Origin of the sequence: Streptococcus infantis (genome assembly GCF_000963255.1) — a bacterium.
Classification (GTDB): domain Bacteria; phylum Bacillota; class Bacilli; order Lactobacillales; family Streptococcaceae; genus Streptococcus; species Streptococcus nidrosiense.
Window position 1 is genome coordinate 103,073 of sequence record NZ_JYOV01000017.1, and the last position, 20,106, is coordinate 123,178.

The 20,106-nt window shown below is 40.2% G+C and carries 22 protein-coding genes; 3 read left to right on the plus strand and 19 right to left on the minus strand.

The genetic code is table 11. From position 1 onward, the window contains the following. Window positions 1–35 precede the first annotated feature (35 nt). The gene (locus TZ96_RS06960; protein ID WP_045763456.1) at window positions 36–1,043 is read left to right on the plus strand and encodes a lactonase family protein; all 1,008 of its coding nucleotides are present in this window, start codon (window positions 36–38) and stop codon (window positions 1,041–1,043) included. Between the two features lie 41 nt (window positions 1,044–1,084). Here TZ96_RS06960 and TZ96_RS06965 read toward each other — a convergent pair whose 3' ends face one another. From TZ96_RS06965 to TZ96_RS07025, 13 genes are all read right to left on the minus strand, one after another. After that, on the minus strand, window positions 1,085–1,504 hold the full coding sequence (locus TZ96_RS06965; RefSeq protein WP_000068038.1) for a F0F1 ATP synthase subunit epsilon: 420 nt from the start codon (window positions 1,502–1,504) through the stop codon (window positions 1,085–1,087). Between the two features lie 10 nt (window positions 1,505–1,514). Then, window positions 1,515–2,921, minus strand: coding sequence for a F0F1 ATP synthase subunit beta (atpD, locus tag TZ96_RS06970; RefSeq protein WP_000094353.1), 1,407 nt, complete (start codon window positions 2,919–2,921; stop codon window positions 1,515–1,517). Window positions 2,922–3,002: 81 nt separating this feature from the next. After that, window positions 3,003–3,881, minus strand: coding sequence for a F0F1 ATP synthase subunit gamma (locus TZ96_RS06975; RefSeq protein WP_045763457.1), 879 nt, complete (start codon window positions 3,879–3,881; stop codon window positions 3,003–3,005). A gap of 15 nt (window positions 3,882–3,896) precedes the next feature. Next, complete coding sequence (gene atpA, locus TZ96_RS06980) at window positions 3,897–5,402, minus strand: F0F1 ATP synthase subunit alpha (RefSeq protein ID WP_000996628.1); 1,506 nt, start codon at window positions 5,400–5,402, stop codon at window positions 3,897–3,899. A 14-nt stretch (window positions 5,403–5,416) separates the two neighbouring features. After that, window positions 5,417–5,953, minus strand: a complete 537-nt coding sequence (locus tag TZ96_RS06985; protein WP_000359024.1) for a F0F1 ATP synthase subunit delta — start codon at window positions 5,951–5,953, stop codon at window positions 5,417–5,419. Then, window positions 5,953–6,447: a F0F1 ATP synthase subunit B gene (atpF, locus tag TZ96_RS06990; RefSeq protein ID WP_000366310.1), complete on the minus strand. Its 495-nt coding sequence runs from the start codon at window positions 6,445–6,447 to the stop codon at window positions 5,953–5,955. Before atpF ends, TZ96_RS06985 begins: the two co-directional genes overlap by 1 nt. 18 nt (window positions 6,448–6,465) lie before the next feature. Then, the gene (gene atpB, locus TZ96_RS06995; RefSeq protein WP_000392935.1) at window positions 6,466–7,182 is read right to left on the minus strand and encodes a F0F1 ATP synthase subunit A; all 717 of its coding nucleotides are present in this window, start codon (window positions 7,180–7,182) and stop codon (window positions 6,466–6,468) included. A 32-nt stretch (window positions 7,183–7,214) separates the two neighbouring features. After that, window positions 7,215–7,415, minus strand: coding sequence for a F0F1 ATP synthase subunit C (locus TZ96_RS07000; RefSeq protein WP_001054551.1), 201 nt, complete (start codon window positions 7,413–7,415; stop codon window positions 7,215–7,217). Between the two features lie 229 nt (window positions 7,416–7,644). Then, window positions 7,645–7,956 (minus strand): CHY zinc finger protein, encoded by a 312-nt coding sequence (locus TZ96_RS07005; protein WP_045763458.1) that lies wholly within the window; start codon window positions 7,954–7,956, stop codon window positions 7,645–7,647. Between the two features lie 13 nt (window positions 7,957–7,969). Beyond that, window positions 7,970–9,256 (minus strand): peptidase U32 family protein, encoded by a 1,287-nt coding sequence (locus TZ96_RS07010; RefSeq protein ID WP_045763459.1) that lies wholly within the window; start codon window positions 9,254–9,256, stop codon window positions 7,970–7,972. Window positions 9,257–9,379: 123 nt separating this feature from the next. Beyond that, window positions 9,380–11,590, minus strand: coding sequence for a ComEC/Rec2 family competence protein (locus TZ96_RS07015; RefSeq protein WP_045763460.1), 2,211 nt, complete (start codon window positions 11,588–11,590; stop codon window positions 9,380–9,382). Continuing rightward, complete coding sequence (locus TZ96_RS07020) at window positions 11,574–12,215, minus strand: helix-hairpin-helix domain-containing protein (protein ID WP_045763461.1); 642 nt, start codon at window positions 12,213–12,215, stop codon at window positions 11,574–11,576. Before TZ96_RS07020 ends, TZ96_RS07015 begins: the two co-directional genes overlap by 17 nt. Window positions 12,216–12,281: 66 nt before the next feature. Then, complete coding sequence (locus TZ96_RS07025; RefSeq protein WP_045763462.1) at window positions 12,282–12,851, minus strand: GNAT family N-acetyltransferase; 570 nt, start codon at window positions 12,849–12,851, stop codon at window positions 12,282–12,284. Window positions 12,852–13,019: 168 nt separating this feature from the next. Between TZ96_RS07025 and ald the strand changes: the two genes are divergently transcribed. Then, window positions 13,020–14,132 (plus strand): alanine dehydrogenase, encoded by a 1,113-nt coding sequence (gene ald / locus TZ96_RS07030; RefSeq protein ID WP_045763463.1) that lies wholly within the window; start codon window positions 13,020–13,022, stop codon window positions 14,130–14,132. Window positions 14,133–14,190: 58 nt separating this feature from the next. On the opposite strand, the gene TZ96_RS07035 is transcribed toward ald, so the two are convergent. The 6 genes from TZ96_RS07035 to trmFO all read right to left on the minus strand — a co-directional run bounded on the left by TZ96_RS07035 (window position 14,191) and on the right by trmFO (window position 19,248). Further along, entirely contained in the window at window positions 14,191–15,177 is a 987-nt protein-coding gene (locus TZ96_RS07035) for a PhoH family protein (protein WP_045763471.1), read from the minus strand. Between the two features lie 209 nt (window positions 15,178–15,386). Further along, the gene (locus TZ96_RS07040) at window positions 15,387–15,602 is read right to left on the minus strand and encodes a YozE family protein (protein WP_001232087.1); all 216 of its coding nucleotides are present in this window, start codon (window positions 15,600–15,602) and stop codon (window positions 15,387–15,389) included. An 8-nt stretch (window positions 15,603–15,610) separates the two neighbouring features. Beyond that, window positions 15,611–16,465, minus strand: coding sequence for an RNA-binding virulence regulatory protein CvfB (gene cvfB, locus TZ96_RS07045; protein WP_045763464.1), 855 nt, complete (start codon window positions 16,463–16,465; stop codon window positions 15,611–15,613). A 60-nt stretch (window positions 16,466–16,525) separates the two neighbouring features. Continuing rightward, window positions 16,526–17,083: a ribosome recycling factor gene (gene frr, locus TZ96_RS07050; RefSeq protein ID WP_001262232.1), complete on the minus strand. Its 558-nt coding sequence runs from the start codon at window positions 17,081–17,083 to the stop codon at window positions 16,526–16,528. A gap of 9 nt (window positions 17,084–17,092) precedes the next feature. Further along, window positions 17,093–17,827: a UMP kinase gene (gene pyrH / locus TZ96_RS07055; protein ID WP_000433488.1), complete on the minus strand. Its 735-nt coding sequence runs from the start codon at window positions 17,825–17,827 to the stop codon at window positions 17,093–17,095. Window positions 17,828–17,913: 86 nt separating this feature from the next. Then, window positions 17,914–19,248 (minus strand): methylenetetrahydrofolate--tRNA-(uracil(54)-C(5))-methyltransferase (FADH(2)-oxidizing) TrmFO, encoded by a 1,335-nt coding sequence (gene trmFO / locus TZ96_RS07060; RefSeq protein ID WP_045763465.1) that lies wholly within the window; start codon window positions 19,246–19,248, stop codon window positions 17,914–17,916. A gap of 279 nt (window positions 19,249–19,527) precedes the next feature. Here trmFO and TZ96_RS07065 point away from each other — a divergent pair. Further along, a partial coding sequence (locus TZ96_RS07065) for an ISL3 family transposase (RefSeq protein WP_045762794.1) occupies window positions 19,528–20,106 on the plus strand: 579 nt, incomplete at its 3' end.

The window sequence follows — 20,106 nt, forward strand, 5'->3', positions numbered from 1 at the left end:
ATATAATAGAAACATCTTTATTTAGAGGTATAGCTATGATTGAAACAATTTATTTCGGAACTTACACACGTCGTTTATCCCAAGGGATTTATCAAGCTGATTTTGATACAGAAACTGGGCAACTATCCAATCTTAAACTATTTGCTGCTGAGCCAAGTCCTACCTATCTTGCATTTGATCAAGAAAATCACCTCTACACTGTCGGTAGCAAAGATGGACAAGGTGGAATTGCTGCCTATCAAACAGATGGTACTTTGCTAAATCATGTTGTGACAGAAGGTGCTCCTCACTGCTATGTGGCTGTTGACGAGAAACGTAGCCTAGTATATGGTGCTAACTATCACAAGGGACAAGTTTTGGTCTATAAACGTAAAGAAGATGGTAGTCTAGAATTGGCTGATACAGTTCAGCATAGCGGTCATGGTCCTCATGAAAATCAAGCTTCTCCACATGTACACTTTACAGATTTAACACCAGATCAGTATTTAGTCACTTGCGACTTAGGTACTGATGAGGTTACTACTTATGATGTCAATCCAGAAGGAAAACTAAATAAGCTAACTACCTACAATTGTAGTCCTGGTGCTGGTGCACGTCACCTTGTTTTTCACAATCACTACAAGATTGCCTATCTCATCTGTGAACTCAATAGTACAATTGAAGTATTGATTTATGATGGTGTTGGTGCATTTGAAAAAATGCAAGTTATTTCTACTCTTCCTGAAGGATTTAATGACTTTAATGGAACTGCTGCTATTCGTCTCTCACAAGATGGAAAATATCTGTATGCATCAAACCGTGGTCACGATTCTATTGTAGTTTACACTATTCTCGCTGATGGTAGTTTAGAATTGTTGGAATTCGTTCCTACAAACGGGAAAACTCCTCGTGACTTTATTCTCTCGCCAGACCAAGAATTCCTCATCGCTGTTCACCAGGATTCTGATAATGCAACTGTCTTTAAACGTAATTCAGATACTGGTCGTCTTGCAGAACTTTCCAATGATTTCCACGTTCCCGAAGCGGTTTGCGTCACATTTTAAACATAAAAAATGAACTTGATTCTCAAATCAAGTTCATTTTTTTATAATTTATTTCCGACATTGATTCGGTTAATAGCACGTTGTAATGCAATCTTAGCACGTCGCTCTTGGTCAATCAAGTGTTTGTCTTGTGCTTCTTCGATTTCACGTTCTGCACGAAGTTTGGCACGTTCTGCACGGCTAATATCGATATCACGAGCACGCTCAGCTGAGTCTGCAATAATGGTAATGACATCATTAGCAATCTCAATGATTCCTCCGTTTACTGCTATCCAGTTGACATGAGAATCATCATCAACTCGTTTAACTTTAACTTCATCAACTGCTAATACCGCAATCATATTTTGATGTCGTGGCAAGATCCCCATCTCACCATCCAGAGTTCGAACCGATACAAAGCTGGCATGATGATCATAGACGAGGCCATCTGGTGTCACGATCTGGACAGTTAACTGAGCCATAGATCACCTCTTAAAATCCCATTTTTTCAGCCTTAGCAATAACATCTTCGATTGAACCTACTCCACGGAAGGCATCTTCTGGGAGATGATCGTGTTTTCCGTCAAGAATTTCCTTAAATCCACGAACTGTTTCAGCTACTGGAACATAAGAACCTGGTTGACCAGTAAATTGTTCCGCAACGTTGAAGTTTTGTGAAAGGAAGAACTGGATACGACGGGCACGAGCAACCAAAGTCTTTTCTTCATCAGAAAGTTCATCCATACCAAGGATGGCGATGATATCTTGCAACTCATGGTAACGTTGAAGAACACGTTTAACCTCAGCCGCAACTGCGTAGTGCTCTTCTCCAACAATTTCAGGTGCCAAAGCACGAGAGCTTGAAGCAAGTGGATCAACGGCTGGGTAGATACCCAATTGAACCAATTTACGTTCCAAGTTGGTAGTTGAATCCAAGTGAGCGAAGGCTGTTGCTGGCGCTGGGTCAGTATAGTCATCCGCTGGCACGTAGATAGCCTGGATAGAGGTTACAGAACCTTTCTTAGTTGAAGTGATACGTTCTTGCAATTGACCCATTTCTGTTGCGAGTGTTGGTTGGTAACCAACGGCTGATGGCATACGACCCAAAAGGGCAGATACTTCTGAACCAGCTTGTGTGAAACGGAAAATGTTGTCAATAAAGAGAAGAACGTCTTGACCTTCTACATCACGGAAGTATTCAGCGATTGTCAAACCAGTAAGAGCAACACGCATACGTGCTCCTGGTGGCTCATTCATCTGACCAAATACCATGGCTGTTTTCTCGATAACGCCTGATTCTTTCATTTCCCAGTAGAGGTCATTCCCTTCACGAGTACGTTCCCCAACACCTGTAAATACTGAGATACCACCGTGTTCTTGGGCAATGTTGTGAATCAATTCTTGGATCAAGACTGTCTTACCAACTCCGGCACCACCGAAGAGCCCGACTTTACCACCTTTAAGATAAGGGGCAAGAAGGTCGATAACCTTAATCCCTGTTTCGAGGATTTCTGAAGAGGTAGACAACTCATCAAAAGTAGGTGCTTTTTTATGAATTGGCTGGCGCTCTGCGTCTTCTCCAAAAGGAGCTTCCAAGTCAATGGTATCTCCCAAAACGTTGAAGACACGTCCCAAGGTTTCTTTACCTACTGGTACAGAGATTGGACGACCTGTGTCCAATACTTCCATTCCACGAGTCAAACCATCTGTTGATTCCATGGCGATGGTACGAATCATACCATCCCCCAACTCTAAGGCTACTTCAAGGACGATTTTTGTTTTCTTTTCGTCATTTTTGTAGACGACAAGTGCATTGTTAATCTCAGGAAGTTTTTCCCCTGCTGCAAACAAAACGTCTACAACGGGTCCGATAACCTGAGCAATTTTACCTGAACTCATCTCCTTCTCCTATTCTATATAAGATACTGTCGGTTCCTAGTTTTGCTAGGTCCTAAGTTCATTGATATGAGCAGGATGGCTTTATTCTAAAGCGCTAGCTCCTGCCACGATTTCTGTGATTTCTTGTGTAATCGCCGCCTGTCTGGCACGGTTATACTGAATGGTCAAATCATTAATCACTTTTTTTGCATTATCAGTCGCTGTTTGCATGGCTGTCATACCTGCAGCATTTTCAGCTGTCTTAGCATCAATAATAGCACCATAAATCATACTTTCTGCAAACTGTGGTAGCAATTGATCCAAGATTTCTTCACGACTTGTTTCAAGGTCAAAGGTCAAGCTATAGTTATCATCTGCTTCATTTGGATCCAAGTCCACGATTGGAAGCATCTGCTCTACACGCATTTGACTTGTCAATGTATTCACGTGGTGGTTGTAGCAAACATAGAGCTCATCAAAAAGTTCATTTTGATACATTTCAATCGTTTTTGTGATAATCTTACGAACTTCATCAAAACTTGGTTGGCTTGCAAGTCCACGCAATTCATAGATAGGTTGAATACCACGTGATTTGAAGAAATCGGCTCCCATACCACCAATACAGATGACTTCAAAATCATCACCTGAAGGATGGTATTCTTGCTGAATTTCCATGACAGCTTTTAAGATTGAAGAATTATATCCTCCAACAAGACCACGGTCAGATGTAATGACGATATAGCCTGTTTTTTTGACGGGGCGACTGATCAACATAGGGTTAGTTGATCCACCAGCGCCATCTCCGTGGAGGATGTCTGTAACTAGTTTACGCACTTTTTGTGCATACACTTGGAAGTTACGAGCCGCTTCTTCAGAACGACCTAACTTAGCTGCAGAAACCATCTGCATAGCATTAGTAATTTGACTAGTATTTTTTGTTGAGGCGATTTTTGTTTTAATATCATTTAGAGATACTGCCATCTGACACCTCTATTCTTATTGGAAGCTTGATTGATTGAGAAACTCAGTAATCGCAGCATCCAAGACTGCTTCATCTGGCAAGTCTTTTGTTTCACGAATGGTTTCCAAAATCTCAGGATGTTGAGCATCAAAGAACATATGGAACTCTTCTTCGAAACGAACGATATCGTCTACAGGAATTGTATCCAAGAAACCATGTGTTAAAGCATAGAGAATAGTAACTTGTTTCTCAACAGGTAATGGTTTGTGAACAGGTTGTTTCAATACTTCTACAGTACGACGACCACGGTTCAATTTAGCCTGAGTAGCCGCATCCAAGTCAGAACCAAATTTAGTGAAGGCTTCCAACTCACGGTATGAAGCAAGGTCGATACGAAGTGTACCAGCAACTTTCTTCATGGCTTTAATCTGTGCAGAACCACCAACACGCGATACAGAAGAACCCGCATCAATAGCCGGACGGATACCCGCATTAAAGAGTCCATCGCCAAGGAAGATTTGTCCATCTGTAATAGAGATTACGTTTGTAGCGATATAGGCTGAGATATCTCCGGCTTGTGTCTCGATAAACGGAAGGGCTGTGATAGATCCTCCACCCAATTCATCCGAAACTTTAGCTGAACGTTCAAGTAGACGGCTATGAAGGTAGAAGACATCCCCTGGGAAGGCTTCACGACCTGGTGGACGACGGAGCAAGAGAGAAAGTTCACGATAAGCTACCGCTTGTTTAGATAAGTCATCATAAACGATCAAGACATGCTTACCTTGGTACATAAATTCTTCGGCCATAGCAACCCCTGCATAAGGTGCAAGGAAAAGCAATGGAGAAGGTTGTGAAGCTGACGCTGTCACAACGATTGTGTAATCTAAGGCTCCGTACTGACGAAGTGTTTCTACTTGTGTACGAACTGTTGATTCTTTTTGACCAATCGCTACATAGATACAGATCATATCTTGACCTTTTTGGTTCAAGATTGCATCGATAGCGATGGTTGTTTTCCCTGTTTGACGGTCACCGATAATCAACTCACGTTGACCACGACCGATTGGAACAAGGGCATCAATAGCTTTCAAACCAGTTTGCAATGGTTCTGATACTGATTTACGTTGCATAACCCCAGGAGCTGGTGCTTCAACTGGACGAGTTTTGTTTGTGTCGATTGGACCAAGTCCATCTACTGGACGACCAAGTGGATCCACGACACGTCCAATCAAGCTATCACCAACTGGAACTTCCATGATTTTTCCTGTACGACGAATGGTGTCGCCTTCGCGGATATCTGTAAAGTCTCCAAGGATGATGATACCAACATCTGTTGATTCTAAGTTTTGCGCCATACCATAAGAGCCGTTTTCAAAAATCAACAACTCTCCACTCATGGCATTTTCAAGGCCATGAGCACGCGCAATTCCGTCACCGATGTAGGTTACAACACCAGTTTCAGTCACATCAAAATTGGGTTTGAAATTTTCAATTTGTTGCTTAATTAAAGCGCTGATTTCTTGTGCGTTAATTGCCAAAAGAACACCACTTTCTATTTCAAATTTTCCTTAACAACTTTAAGTTGTTGTTTAATACTAACATCAATTGTCTTGTGATTGGCGATAATAACAAAACCACCGATTAAACTATCGTCGATTTCTTCTTTAATGCTACGCACTTTTAAAGACATCTTTTTCTCTATAATTGGAAGCAAACGTTCTTTTTGTTCATCCGTTAGAGGATGAGCAGACACAATCGTTACTTCAAAACGATTCGTTTCTCTCTCAAGACGGTTTAAACAATCTACAATCACATCATAAAAAAGATTTGAACGATGATTGTACAACAGAACTTGAATGAAGTTTTGTAATAATGGCGATGCAGAATCTTGGAAATAACTGACTGTTTTTTCCTTGTCAGACTCATCAACATCTACCTGAGCCAAAAAAGAAGGCAAGTCTGTTTCTTCAGCGACTTGCTTAATCTGGGTCAAGTCTGAGAAGATAGAATCTTCTTCTCCTTTTTCAATCACCAATTGGACAAAAGGCATGCTGTATTTTTCAATTACCTTTACTGTCTTTTTGTCCATTAAGCTTCTCCTAGCTGATCAATATACTGATCAATGAGTTCTTTATGGGCATGACCGTCAAGGTTTTGTGAGATGATTTTTCCAGCTAGACTAACTGTCAAATCTGCTACCTCACCTTTAACGCTTTGTAAAGCCTCAGCTTTATTTTGCGCAATTTCTTGGTTAGCTTTTTCTTTCAAGCGACCAGCTTCTAGCTTAGCTTCAGCCAGAATATCTGATTTGCTCTTTTCAGCTGTTTCCTTTGCATTCTCGATAATCGTTTTAGCTTCGGTACGGCTACCTGCTAGCTCAGCCTCTCGCTTACTTGCTAGTTCCTCAGCCTTTTTACGAGCTTCCTCAGCACCATCAATATCTGAAGAAATCTTTTCAGCACGTTGATCCAAAATACTGGTAATATTTCCCCAAGCATATTTCTTAACTAAAAAAATTAATAAAAGGAAGGAACCAGCGATAAGAATAAAGTCACCGATAATGGTACTAATAGTTAAATCCATCTTCTAATCCTCCTCTACTTACTCTTCCTCACCATTTACCTTTTTACCAATGTACATAGAAGACAACATGGTAAATACATACGCTTGAATACATGAAATGAAAATTGAAAAGGCTGTCCATAACATGTTTGCAATAAAGGCAAAAGGATACCAATAAAAGGCATATTGTGACAAGGCTAATAACAATCCTGCCAAGACCTCACCGGCGAAAATATTTCCGTAAATCCGAATCGCCAAGGAGGCAAAATTGGTGAACTCTTCTAAAACGTTCATCGGAGTCATAAAGCCAGGAGTAACAAATGCTCTCAAATATTCTTTAACGCCTCTACGACGAATTCCTTCTACATGGGCGATCAAAGTGATCAATAAGGAGAGGGATAAATCGTATCCAAGGTTGGCTGTTGGGGAAGTCCACAAGTTATAACCGTTTGTTGTTTGTACTTTTGCCATTAAGCCAATATTGTTGGCAACCAAGATAAACAGAAATAGAGAGAACAAGAACAAGGAATAATCCTTGATATATGAATCTCCAATGTTTGGTTTTGTAAAACCAATCACAAAGTCATAAATCATCTCAAGAGCATTCTGTTTGCCCTTTGGACGGATGGCCATTTTACGACTTGCCCAGTAGACAAAGGCAAAAACCATCAAAACAGTTACAAGAGACATGGCAAGCAGGGTCAAATCAAAGGATATTGGTCCAATATTAACGGTTGGATTCAAACTTTCTTCCATGGTTTGACACCTCCATTTCTAAATAGAGTTGTCTATTTGATAACGAATGACATCGCCAAGGTTACAAAGAAAGTTCCTTCGATAAAGGCAATCCCCATGATCATCAAACTACGCAATTGTGGAATGATATCTGGTTGGCGTGCTGCAGATTTGAACAAACCGTTCATCAAAAATCCTTCTGCAAGAGATACACCCATACAGGCAAGACATAGACCGAAAAATGTTAAATTCATGACGAATTCTCCTTTTTTAAATTAAATTTACTTCCCTAGTTTAGTCCTAAAATTTGCTTTTGTCAACTCTTTACTAGCATTGAAAGCGTTTCAAATCATTTATTTCTAATTTTACGATTTTCAAGACAATCATATAGAAAATTTTAATGTCTTTTCAGGTTATTTTCCTTATCTTTCCTATTTTTCTGAAAAGAAAAATCCAAGTTTTACAACTTGGATTTATCGTTTCTTATTTAAAATAATATAAATGGTGGCTCTGGCAAGCTGGATTGAATGCAGCTTTACAGTGAGGACAGTTTCCTTTCTCTGTATATTCCTCATAAGTTAGGGTCGTCTTACAGGAACCACATAAGATAGGTTTATTCTGTTTAAGTCTTAAAGGATAGGGAGAAAATGTGTGATCCTCTAGCGCATTGTGACACTGATAACAGGCATAGTATTTCTTACACTCATTACACTGGAGCGCTACGATATCTTTATCACTATGGTAATGAACACATCTGCTTTCATCATCTACTAGTAATCCATGAGCTTGAACCATTGACTTTCCTTATCTAGGCACGAACTGTAACGCTTGTTCCATCTTCTTTGTAAAGATTAATCAAACCTTCTTTCAAAGCACGGACCATATCACCTGCTTGTACTGGTTGTGGAACCTTGATAGTTAAAAGTTCCATTGGATTTGGTGCACGGTCAATCTTGTTACCTTTGGCATCATGAAGGTCTTCGATATAAGTTTCAAAATGGCGGAAACCTGGGCCATAAAACTCAACTTGGTCTCCTTCGTTGATAACGTTACGTTGGCGAATAGTTGCTGTTTGCGTTGTATCATCATAAGCTACTACTTCAGCAACAAACTTGTATTCTGGAATCTTACGACGAGCACCGAATAGTTGTTCGTTTTCAGATGGTGTTCCGTAATAGAAACCTGTAGCCAATTCACGTTGGGCAACCTTCCACATTTCATCAATCAAGTCTTGCTTGATAGCTTCAAACTTTTCAGGACTTTCAAGGTAGGCATCAACGGCAGCTTTGTAGCAGTTTGTCACTGTTGAAACATAGTGGATAGACTTCATACGACCTTCAATTTTAAGACTGTCCACACCATTTTCAATCATATCTGGAATATGGTCAATCATAGACATATCAACCGCAGACATGGAGAATTCTTCAGGAATTTCTCCCTTGAGGCTCTTACGTTCTTTACCAAATGGCATATCGTAAAGGTCATATTTCCAACGGCAAGATTGTGAACATCCACCACGGTTAGCGTCACGCATACTCATATGGTTAGAGAGCGTACAACGACCAGAGTAAGAAATACACATCGCACCATGTACGAAGGCTTCGATTTCTACATCTGTACGTTTACGAATTTCTGCCAACTCTTCCATAGAAACCTCACGCGCCAACACGACGCGAGTCAATCCAAGTTCTTTCCAGAATTCTAGGGTTTCGTAGTTAGTTGCACTGGCTTGTGTTGAAAGGTGGATTTCGAGTCCTGGTGCTTCTGTTGCTGCAATCATGATTAAGGCAGGGTCAGAAACGATAACCGCTGCAATACCAATATCACGCAACTTACGGAACCATTCTCCGGCACCTTCTTCATTTCCTTCGTGCATAACCATATTAGCAGCCACATATACCTTAGCGCCATACTTAGCCGCAAACTGAACTCCTTCTTCCATTTGTTCGAAAGTGAAGTTACCAGCACGGCTACGTAGACCATAGGCCTGACCACCGATAAAGACAGCATCTGCTCCGTATTGAACAGCTACTTTTAGTTTTTCAAGAGTTCCTGCAGGTGATAGAACCTCAGGACGTTTCAAAGTTTTTGTCATTTTTTCTCCTATTTGCAATATAAAAGTTTGACACCAATCTTAACTATTTTATAGTAAACAGGGTTCAAAATCAAGCATTGAATGATTGTTTAGACAATTTTAATGTTATTCTCACTCATGAGTTCAGCGAACTGTTTCTATTTGCCAAGAATGCCAACCTTTAAAACGAATAGCTCCCTTTTGGTCCGTTTGGTAAATCGAATTCTCAAGTTCTCGGTTACTTTCCCCATTTTTAACTTTAAATGATTTTTTCTTGTCTATTGAAATAACAGTGATTTTAGGGTGTACATTTTTGAAGATTTCGATATCTGTCTTTTTCTTCGATGCTTGCAGATGACTTATCACTACATCTGCTTGGAGTTTTGGATAATGACTCGTTAAAAACTTCTCCTCTATATTTCCAGTAACTAGAAAGGTTTGGTTTAGTAACTTTCCATACAAGACCATTGAGTCCTTTTCATCGCTATTTTGGCTAGTGATAACTTCTAAACTATTCCCAAAAATAGGTAACTGCTGTCCTGTTTTGATAGCACCTACCTTGACTTTGCTCTCCTTGAGCTTATCCATAAATTCTCTCTTAGATAAAGTTTCTTCAATTACTAGAATCTCTCCAAGCTCGAAGGCTTTACTGATTTCGAATACATGATCTAACTGTTTAGTATCACTAGTCGTTAGAACCAGCTGATCAATCTTGGCCACTCCTCGACTTTTCAGATAAGGAATTAAACTACGTTTGGCATTGCTGGTAATAGCTTTCTCCTGCCAGACTTCTTTCTTTTCAACTGCTAGCTTTTCACCAACATCCAGTAGTATGGTCTTCCCTGTCATGTCTCTTAGGAAAATGCTTCGCCCCTGTTCCATATCTAGAACTGTGATTTCATTTTCTAGTGGATGCTTGGTTACTAAAAAGAATGAGATGGCAACTATGACAAGCATAGATATTTTTTTCAAATTCTTTCGATAATCGTAGATGAGAGCTAAAGTAACCAAAAGAAGGATTAAAATCCAAAGACTCGGTTGGCCGAAAACAAGGGGTCTCGTAGATAGCTGAGAAATATAGCGTATGATGTTTTCAAGCCATTCAAAGAGAAAGTTGAACTGGGTGATGGGATATATAAATGACAGACAGAAGAGAATCGACAGGAGTGGTAAAAGGACCACATCAAATAAGAATGAAAAGACAAAGGTCAAGAAAATAGACCACGGTTGAAATTCAGAAAAGTAGAAAGATAGAATTGGCAGAATTCCCAAAGAAATAATGCAACTCTCTCTAATCAGACCTTTTATCCCTGCTACTTCCTCACCAGTCATTGTCAGGATAAAGGCATAAGCACAGGAAAGAACCCCTCCAGCTGTTAAGAAAAAGTTCGGCATGATTAAAAATAGAATAAGAATTGTCAAAGCAAAATTATCCAGTGACTTAAAGCCATGCTGAGCCAATAGCTTTTGTAGAAGACTACGAATAACTGAAGCTGAAAATCCTGTCAAGCCTGCATAAAACAAAGAAAAGGGATAAGCTAGCCATTTGAACTTCTCTTGTGTCAAGCCCAATCGCAAGAGTGACTTTTTAAAAGAATCCATGAAGAATCCAACCTGCATCCCAGACAAAGCAAAAAGATGAATAATCCCTAGGCTGGAATAAAGTTCGTTCATTTCCTCAAAGTCTGTATCTAAATGTCCCAATAAAAGGCCTGTCATATAATTGCGCATGGGATCGGGAAAATTCCTTTTTATCCAGGCAACTGCTTTTCTCCTCAAACTTGATAGATTTTCTCCAATATCCCAACTGGAAATTTGCTTTAATTCCACAATTTCGGATATGGTTAAGGTCTGATAAATTCCTTGGGTTTTGAGATAGTTTCGATAATCAAAACCCGCAAAATTACTGGCTCCTTGAGGACTAGCTAACTTGCCTTTCAAAACCATTTTATGCAGATCAGACAACTGCTGAAATTTTTCTTTTTCAGCTTCTGACTGGAGTTTATAATAAACCTGAAAGAGTCTGCCCTCAGCCTTGCCACGAAAAGATAAGCTATCTCCATTTACTTTGATGGTATCCGGTAATATTCGCACTGTATCAACCGTGTCTACAAGATTCCGACTGGCTTCTTCTTGCTGCCATTTTTGAAAAATAAACCAACTCCCAAATATGCTGCAAATCAAGAGAACCTTGGTTACCGTCTTCCATGGAAATTGGAAAAAGAGGCAGACTAGTAAAAAGGCTAAGCCCAAAAGTGCTAAGACACTTGCTGAAAAAATTGCATAGTAGAGCCATAGCAAAAGAAAACTGAGATAGATTTTTGGAATTGGAAAACGACTAATCCACTGTAACATATTCTTTTAACTTTTCTATCGTTTTTGCGCCAATACCAGAAACCTTTTTGAGCTCATCAACTGACTTAAACTTACCGTTAGACTCACGATGGTCGATAATATCTTGAGCACGTTTAGCACCTAAGCCTTTGACTTGTTTCAGTTCCTCTAAACTGGCTTTATTGAGATTGACTTTCTTATCTTCCTTGCTGTTAGAAGCATTTGATTGTGTTGCTTGACTAATATCTTCTCCCTTAGTTGGAACATAGATAAGTGCTTCGTCACTAATTTTCTGAGCAAGATTGATAGACTTACTATCAGCATTATCTGTCAAGCCACCAGCTTTTTGAACAGCATCATTGACCCGACTTCCCACTGGTAAATCATAAATCCCTGGTGTTTTGACAGCGCCTTTGACATCAACAGTAATTAGATCTTGCTCCACAACGTCTTCCTTCTGATTTCCATCTTCCTTTACATCCGTCGAATCCTTTGGAACAGTGGTAACTTCTGTTTGCACCTTTGTTTCTTTAGCAGGTGTCTGAGCGACTGGCTTGAGGAGGAAAAATCCGCCTAAGACCAAGCCCAAACCAGCACAGATGACAATGATTTTATACTCTTTGATTTTCTCAATAAGTTCTTCCATATTTTCTCCTCTCTTAGCTTATTCGTAAGAGAAAGAAAAAAACAGCTGAAAAATCTTTTCAACTGCTTACTTATTTGCAAAATAGTCTTCCTTGGTTAAGACATAATGGACATCTGTTACGATTCTTCCAGGTTCTTTATAGTCCATTCTAGCATATGGTTCTTCGTGGGAGAAGTGCATACCTGATTTCTCCATGACTTTTCCTGACGCAGGATTATCCTTATCGTGAAGGGCCGTCAACTTATTCATCCCAATCTTTTCAAAAGCCAGTTCAATTACAGCTCTGTTGGCTTCTGTCGTCAAACCTTGATTCCAATATTTTTGATGGATAATGTAACCAATGGCTGCCTTCTTAAGAACAGTATCCATCTTGTGCAGATCAATGGTTCCGATAAATTCTCCAGTACTTTTTAGTTCAATTCCCCATCGTCCCAATGGATTGGCTAGATAAAATTGAGCAATATTGTTCTTGGTTTCCTCCAGACTTTGATTGGTCGGGAAAGTGTAGCGCGTATTTTCCTGGTTTGAAGCATATTCAAACATGGCTTCTGCATCATCAAGTGTTACTGGTCTAAGTACTAAGCGTTCAGTTTCGATAAATTGATGCTTGGCTAGTTTGATAAATAGTGATTCCATGATTGCACCTCCCAAAATAGGTTGCTAAAAGAATAACATAAAAGAAATAGGTTTACAAGTTTTTCTTGCAATTTAAAGCGGTTTCATATACAATAAAGTCATCACAAAAACTCTGAAGAATGATGTGATACATAAATTGAAACAGCTTAATAGAAAGTGAGTTATCCTATGCTAATTGGAATTCCAAAGGAAATTAAAAATAATGAAAATCGTGTTGCTTTGACACCTGCTGGTGTACAAAGTCTCGTTGGTCGTGGCCACCGTGTCCTTATCGAAACGAATGCTGGACTTGGATCTGGTTTTACTGATGCTGACTATGAAAAGCAAGGAGCAGAAATTGTCGCAACTGCTGCTGAAGCCTGGGCTGCAGAATTGGTTGTTAAAGTCAAGGAACCCCTTGCTAGCGAATATCAGTTCTTGCGTGACGATTTACTTCTCTTCACCTACTTGCACATGGCTGCTGCCCCAGAATTGGCTGATGCTATGCTTGCAGCTAAAACAACAGGTGTTGCTTATGAGACAGTCCGTGATACTCAAGGACAACTTCCTTTATTGGTTCCAATGAGTGAGGTTGCAGGTCGTATGGCTGTCCAAATCGGAGCCCACTTCTTGACGAAACAAGCTGGTGGTTCAGGAGTTCTACTCGGTGGTGTCCCTGGTGTTCCTAAAGGAAAAGTAACCATTATCGGTGGTGGTGTCGTTGGTACACACGCAGCTCGCATCGCTCTTGGTTTGGGAGCTCAAGTAACCATTCTTGATATCAGTGCTAAACGTCTCTCTGTCTTAGAAGATGTCTTTGGTCACCAAATCCAAACCCTCATGTCTAATCCATTTAATATTGAAGCAAGTGTGCGTGAAGCAGACGTTGTGATCGGTGCTGTCTTGATTCCTGGTGCCAAGGCACCAAAATTAGTAACAGATGAAATGGTACAACAAATGCGTCCTGGTTCTGTCATTGTTGACGTTGCTGTTGACCAAGGTGGTGTTATAGCGACAGCTGACCGAGTGACAACTCACGATGAACCAGTCTATGAAAAACACGGTGTTCTTCATTATGCAGTTGCTAACATTCCTGGAGCAGTTGCTCGTACATCTACGATTGCCCTTACAAATGTGACTCTTCCATATATCGAAGCATTGGCAGGAAAAGGATTTAAGAAAGCTATTTCTGACGATGCTGGTTTACGAGAAGGAGTTACAACTTATCAAGGTATCCTCACTAGCCAACCAGTTGCCGAAGGTTTGGAACGTGACTTCACTTCAATCAGTGAACTTGTTTAAAATGATTTATAAACTTAAACTACAAAAATAAGAGCAGCTTTTCAACTGCTCTTTTTTACTATTCTGTTTCTTCTTGGTTTTCTTCAGCTTTGACAGGTAGAGGTTCATAGGCTCTGATAATTTGAGCTACAACTGGATGGCGAACCACATCCTTAGCTGAAAAATGAACAAAGTCAATCTGATGAATATTCTTGAGTTTTTCCTGAGCATCAATCAAACCTGACTTGACATTACGAGGCAGGTCAATCTGACTAATATCCCCATTGACAATCATTTTAGAATTAAAGCCTAAACGAGTCAAGAACATCTTCATCTGCATGATGGTTGTATTTTGCGCTTCGTCCAAGATGACAAAGGCATCATCCAAGGTACGTCCACGCATATAGGCAAGAGGCGCGATTTCGATGATTTCACGTTCCATAAGACGGGTTGTTTGATCCTTCCCAAGAATCTGGTACAAGGCATCATAAACTGGACGAAGGTAAGGGTCTACCTTTTCCTTCAAATCTCCCGGAAGAAATCCTAGACTCTCGCCTGCTTCTACTGCAGGGCGTGTCAAGATAATACGTTTGACTTGTCCACGCTTGAGGGCTGTTACGGCCAAAGTCACTGCTAAGAAAGTCTTACCTGTTCCTGCCGGCCCAATACCAAAGGTCACATCGTGTTGCTTGACACTATCCACATAAAGCTTTTGCCCCAAGGTTTTAACACGGATGGGCTTACCTGTATTATCCTTGATAATCTCTTCTTCATAGAGGGCGACAAACTTATCGATTTCATTATTCTTAACCATGGTAATGGCTGTCACCACATCCGGAGTTCCAACAGTCATTCCACGATTGACTAAGACCATCAAGGCTTGTATAACTTGCCGTGCTTCCTCACAAGCAGACTCCTCTCCCAAAACTTGAACAATCTCTGTACGGGCATGGATGATGACATCTAATTCATCCTCCATCAATCGAAGGTGGCGCTCATTGGACCCAAAAAGATGAAATAGGTCATCTGGATGACTCAGTTGAATATCTATTGAATGTTCCTTCAAACAAAGAACCTCTCTAATTCTCTTATTTCGTTTTATCATTTTGTTTTCTTTTAAGTATGAAACAACTTTCAAAAATCCTATCACTCTGACAATTCGTAATGGTAAACGAAACTTGTCAAAATAAGGAAAATCCTCATAAAAGATAACTGAATGACTATATTATAGCAAAGAGGCTGAGAAATTACTATCCCCAACCCCATCTAGTAGCCTTAATGTTCTAAATATTCCTGCCAGATACGATCGAAGTCTCCCATATTAAAAGAAAAGCTAGCATGTTCCTCTAAAAAACGACTCACTTGATCGAAATCATCTGTATGTTTCGGAAAGGCGGACTCCTCAAAAGCCAGATCCGCTAAAATTGCTTTGGGACTATTGCTTTTAGGGTTGCGCTCGGTCATGAGCCAAGTATAAAATGATTTTCTCATAAGCCTCCCTAAATTAATTCGGTACCAAACTGATCTTGTTTGATTTTGCCAGCCTTCATCAAACCACCGAGTGCTTTTTTAAATTGACCTTTTGAAATACCGAAAGTAGCCTTGATATCATCTGGTGATGACTTATCATTCAAGGTCATGAAGCCACCATTGCTTTCCAAATAAGTCAAGATCATCTGGGCATCATTTTCCAACATCTCAAAAGAGCGTGGTTTTAAAGAGAGATTAAGAGTTCGGTCAACATCACGGAAACCAATGACACGCGCATCTAGCACTTGGCCCAAACGTGGTTCTGCATAGCGCTCACTTGGATGGATAAATCCAAGCATGTTGTTCTCAGGTAGATAGACAAAGGTTCCTGATAATTTGAGACGGTAAACAATGGCAGGCCAATTTTGATTCTGCATGTTATTGTAGGCAGGACGTGCCAATCGTTGGAAATCTTCCTGATAAGCTAAGATTCCCCAGATACGGTCCTTCTTATCCACTTCTAGACGGATATATAGACGATCACCCTTCTTAGGCCAGAGTTCTTTAAGCTCGGGGAGAATATCTAGTGACACAACGATTTCCTTGTCTGGTAATCCTGTATCCACAAAGACACCCAAATCCTTACGAACCTCTGTTACGGTTCCCCAACCAAATTGTTCCTGAGTTGCAGTCACTTCTAGAGTTGTCAAACGTAGCTTTTGCTTCATATCTGTGTAGGCGAAACCTTTGACCGTATCACCAACTGTATGCTGACCTTCTTCTTTGGCTAGGGCATATGTTTGACCATCCTTTTGAACAAAGTAAAAACGGTCATTTTCATCGATGATGAGTCCAACGATAAAACTTGCAAGATTTGTATTCATGTTTCCTTCTTTCGAATAAAACTCAGCCAGCAATGCCAACTGAGTTTTTCTGTTTATTTCTTAGACTTCCAAGATTTCTTTTTCTTTGTTGGCAGTCATTTCGTCGATGTGTTTAACAGCATCGTCTGTTGCTTTTTGAATATCTTTTTCAAGAGTCTTCAATTCGTCTTCAGTGATTTCTTTTGCTTTTTCTTGTTTCTTAGCCTCGTCCATAGCATCACGACGGATATTACGGATAGCAACTTTAGCATTCTCACCCACTTTTTTCACTTCTTTAGCAAGGTCGCGACGAGTTTCTTCTGTAAGAGCTGGGATTACCAAGCGAATAACAGAACCATCGTTAGCTGGTGTGATACCTAGGTCTGAAGCATTCAAAGCACGTTCGATATCTTTCAAAGATGATTTGTCAAATGGTGTTACCAACAAGACACGCGCTTCTGGGATTGTGATAGAAGCAATTTGGTTAAGTGGTGTTTCAACACCATAGTACTCAACGTGGATGCGGTCAAGCAAGCTAGCATTAGCACGGCCAGCACGAATACTTCCAAACTCACGAGCAAGTGAGTGGTGAGATTGGGTCATTCTCTCTTTTGCTTTTTCTACGATTGCGTTTGCCATAATCTTTTCTTATTCCTTTTCTTCGATATTATTTGAAACTGTAGTTCCGATATTTTCACCAAATACAACACGTTTAATATTTCCTGGTTGGTTCATGTTGAAAACTACCAAGTCAATATCATTGTCCATTGAAAGTGTTGAAGCTGTTGAGTCCATGATACGGAGACCTTTATTGATCACGTCACGGTGAGTCAACTCTTCAAATTTAACAGCTGTCTTATCTTTTTTAGGATCAGCATTGTAGACACCATCAACCCCATTCTTAGCCATCAAGATAGCGTCCGCTTCAATCTCAGCTGCACGAAGGGCTGCTGTTGTATCTGTTGAGAAGTATGGTGAACCAATTCCCGCACCAAAGATAACTATGCGTCCTTTTTCAAGATGACGAAGAGCACGACCACGAACGTAAGGTTCTGCTACTTGTTGCATGGCAATAGCTGTTTGAACACGTGTATCCACACCAACTTGTTGCAATGAATCTGCCATTACAAGAGCATTCATAACGGTTCCAAGCATTCCTGTATAGTCTGCTTGTACACGATCCATTCCAGCTTCTGCAGCAGGTTCTCCACGCCAGAGATTTCCTCCACCAATAACGAGGGCAATCTCAATACCTAAGTTATGTACTTCTTGAATTTCTTGAGCCATTGCTTGAACTGTTTTGATATCAATTCCGACACCACGCTCGCCAGCAAGGGCCTCACCTGATAACTTAATCAAAATACGTTTATATTTGGGTTCCACCTGACTTCGCTCCTTTATTTTATTCAAACTATTTTATCACATTTTTTGAGAATTTTATAGTCTCATGAGTTATTCTTTTGAAAATTTTAAACGGATAAAAAGTTTTCCAAATCAGCCAAGGCACGCTCTGCAATTTTTTCATAACGAGCCTTTTTATCACGAATGCGGTCGCCTTCCAATTCCTTGATAATTCCGAAATTGACGTTCATTGGTTGGAAGTGTTTACTGTCCGCATGGGTGATGTAATGGGCTAGACTGCCAATTGCAGTCGTTTCTGGGAAAATAGCAGGACTTTCTCCCTTGAAAAGACGGGCTGCGTTAATACCAGCTACTAGACCTGATGCCGCTGACTCAACATATCCTTCCACACCCGTCATCTGACCAGCAAAGAATAGATTTGGCTGTTTCTTAGAACGATAAGTTTGCTCAAGAAGATTTGGTGAATCCATGTAAGAATTACGGTGCATAACTCCATAGCGAACAAACTCAGCGTTTTCAAGACCTGGAATCATTTGAAAGACACGCTTTTGTTCTCCCCATTTAAGGTGAGTTTGGAAACCAACAATATTGTAAAGACTACCTGCAGCATTGTCCTGACGAAGCTGAACGACCGCATAAGGAGTTTTAAAGTCTCCATCACGTGGTCCTTTGTAATCATCTGGATATTCTAGACCAACTGGTTTCATAGGACCATAAAGCATAGTTTTAATGCCACGTTTAGCCATGACTTCAATTGGCATACAGCCTTCAAAGTACTTTTCTTTTTCAAAAGAGTTAAGAGGTGCTTCTTCTGCATTAACCAAGGCTTCATGGAAATCCATAAACTCTTGCTTGGTCATCGGAGCATTGAGATAGGCAGCTTCTCCCTTATCATAACGAGATTTGAGATAAACCTTGTTCATATCAATGGTATTAACATCCACAATAGGCGCTGCAGCATCATAGAAATAAAAACCGTCACCGCCATTAAGAGCGTGGATTTTTTCAGCAAGAGCATCACTAGTCAAAGGACCAGTCGCAACGACTGTAATAGCATCTGCTGGCAATTCTGTAATTTCGTCACGAACGACCTCAATCAAGGGATGGTTGGCAATCTTTTCAGTAACCATTTGAGAAAAACTGTCACGGTCAACCGCGAGAGCACCACCAGCAGGAACACGCGTTGCTTCTGCTGATTCTAGGATAAGAGAACTAAGACGACGCATTTCTTCTTTGAGGAGGCCGACAGCATTTGTAAGAGCATCCCCTCGCAAAGAATTAGAACACACTAATTCTGCAAAATTGTCAGTTTTGTGTTGTGGTGTTGACTTGACACCACGCATTTCATAAAGTTTAACTGGAATACCACGCTCTGCGATTTGGTAGGCTGCTTCAGAACCCGCCAAGCCCGCACCGATAACATTGATATAAGATTGAGACACGACACTAATACCTCTTTGGGTGAAACTTAAGTTCATTCCAGAACAAGTCACTAGACTGTTTGACACCCACAAATCTTTCTATTTTTTTCTTCTTCTAGTATAACAAAAAAAGGGAAGAAGGCAAACTTCCCTGTTTAGTCATTGGATTGATTGTCGGCTCTATAATATTTGTAGTGGGTAAATCCCCTATGGATCTTATGGAGCCTATTTTTGTGTAGAAAAAAAGTCCCATATGACCTATAATGAAAAGCGATCAAACAACTCATTAGAAAGAATCCTATGGAACAATTACATTTTATCACAAAACTGCTCGATATCAAAGACCCTAATATCCAGATTCTAGACATCATCAATATGAATACCTACAAAGAAATCATCGCTAAACTGGACTACGACGCCCCATCTTGCCCTGATTGCGGAAGTCAAATGAAGAAATATGACTTTCAAAAACATTCTAAGATTCCTTACCTCGAAACGACTGGTATGCCTACCAGAATTCTTCTGAAAAAGCGTCGATTCAAGTGCTATCATTGCTCGAAAATGATGGTCGCCGAAACCTCTCTCGTCAAGAAGAATCATCAAATTCCTCGTATTATCAACCAAAAGATTGCTCAAAAGTTAATTGAAAAGACTTCTATGACTGATATTGCACATCAGCTATCCATTTCAACTTCAACTGTCATTCGTAAGCTCAATGACTTTCACTTTAAGCATGATTTTTCTTGTCTTCCAGAGATTATGTCTTGGGACGAGTATGCCTTTACCAAGGGAAAGATGAGTTTTATCGCACAAGATTTTGATCAGCTCAATATCATTACTGTTCTTGAGGGAAGAACACAAGCTATCATCCGCAATCAC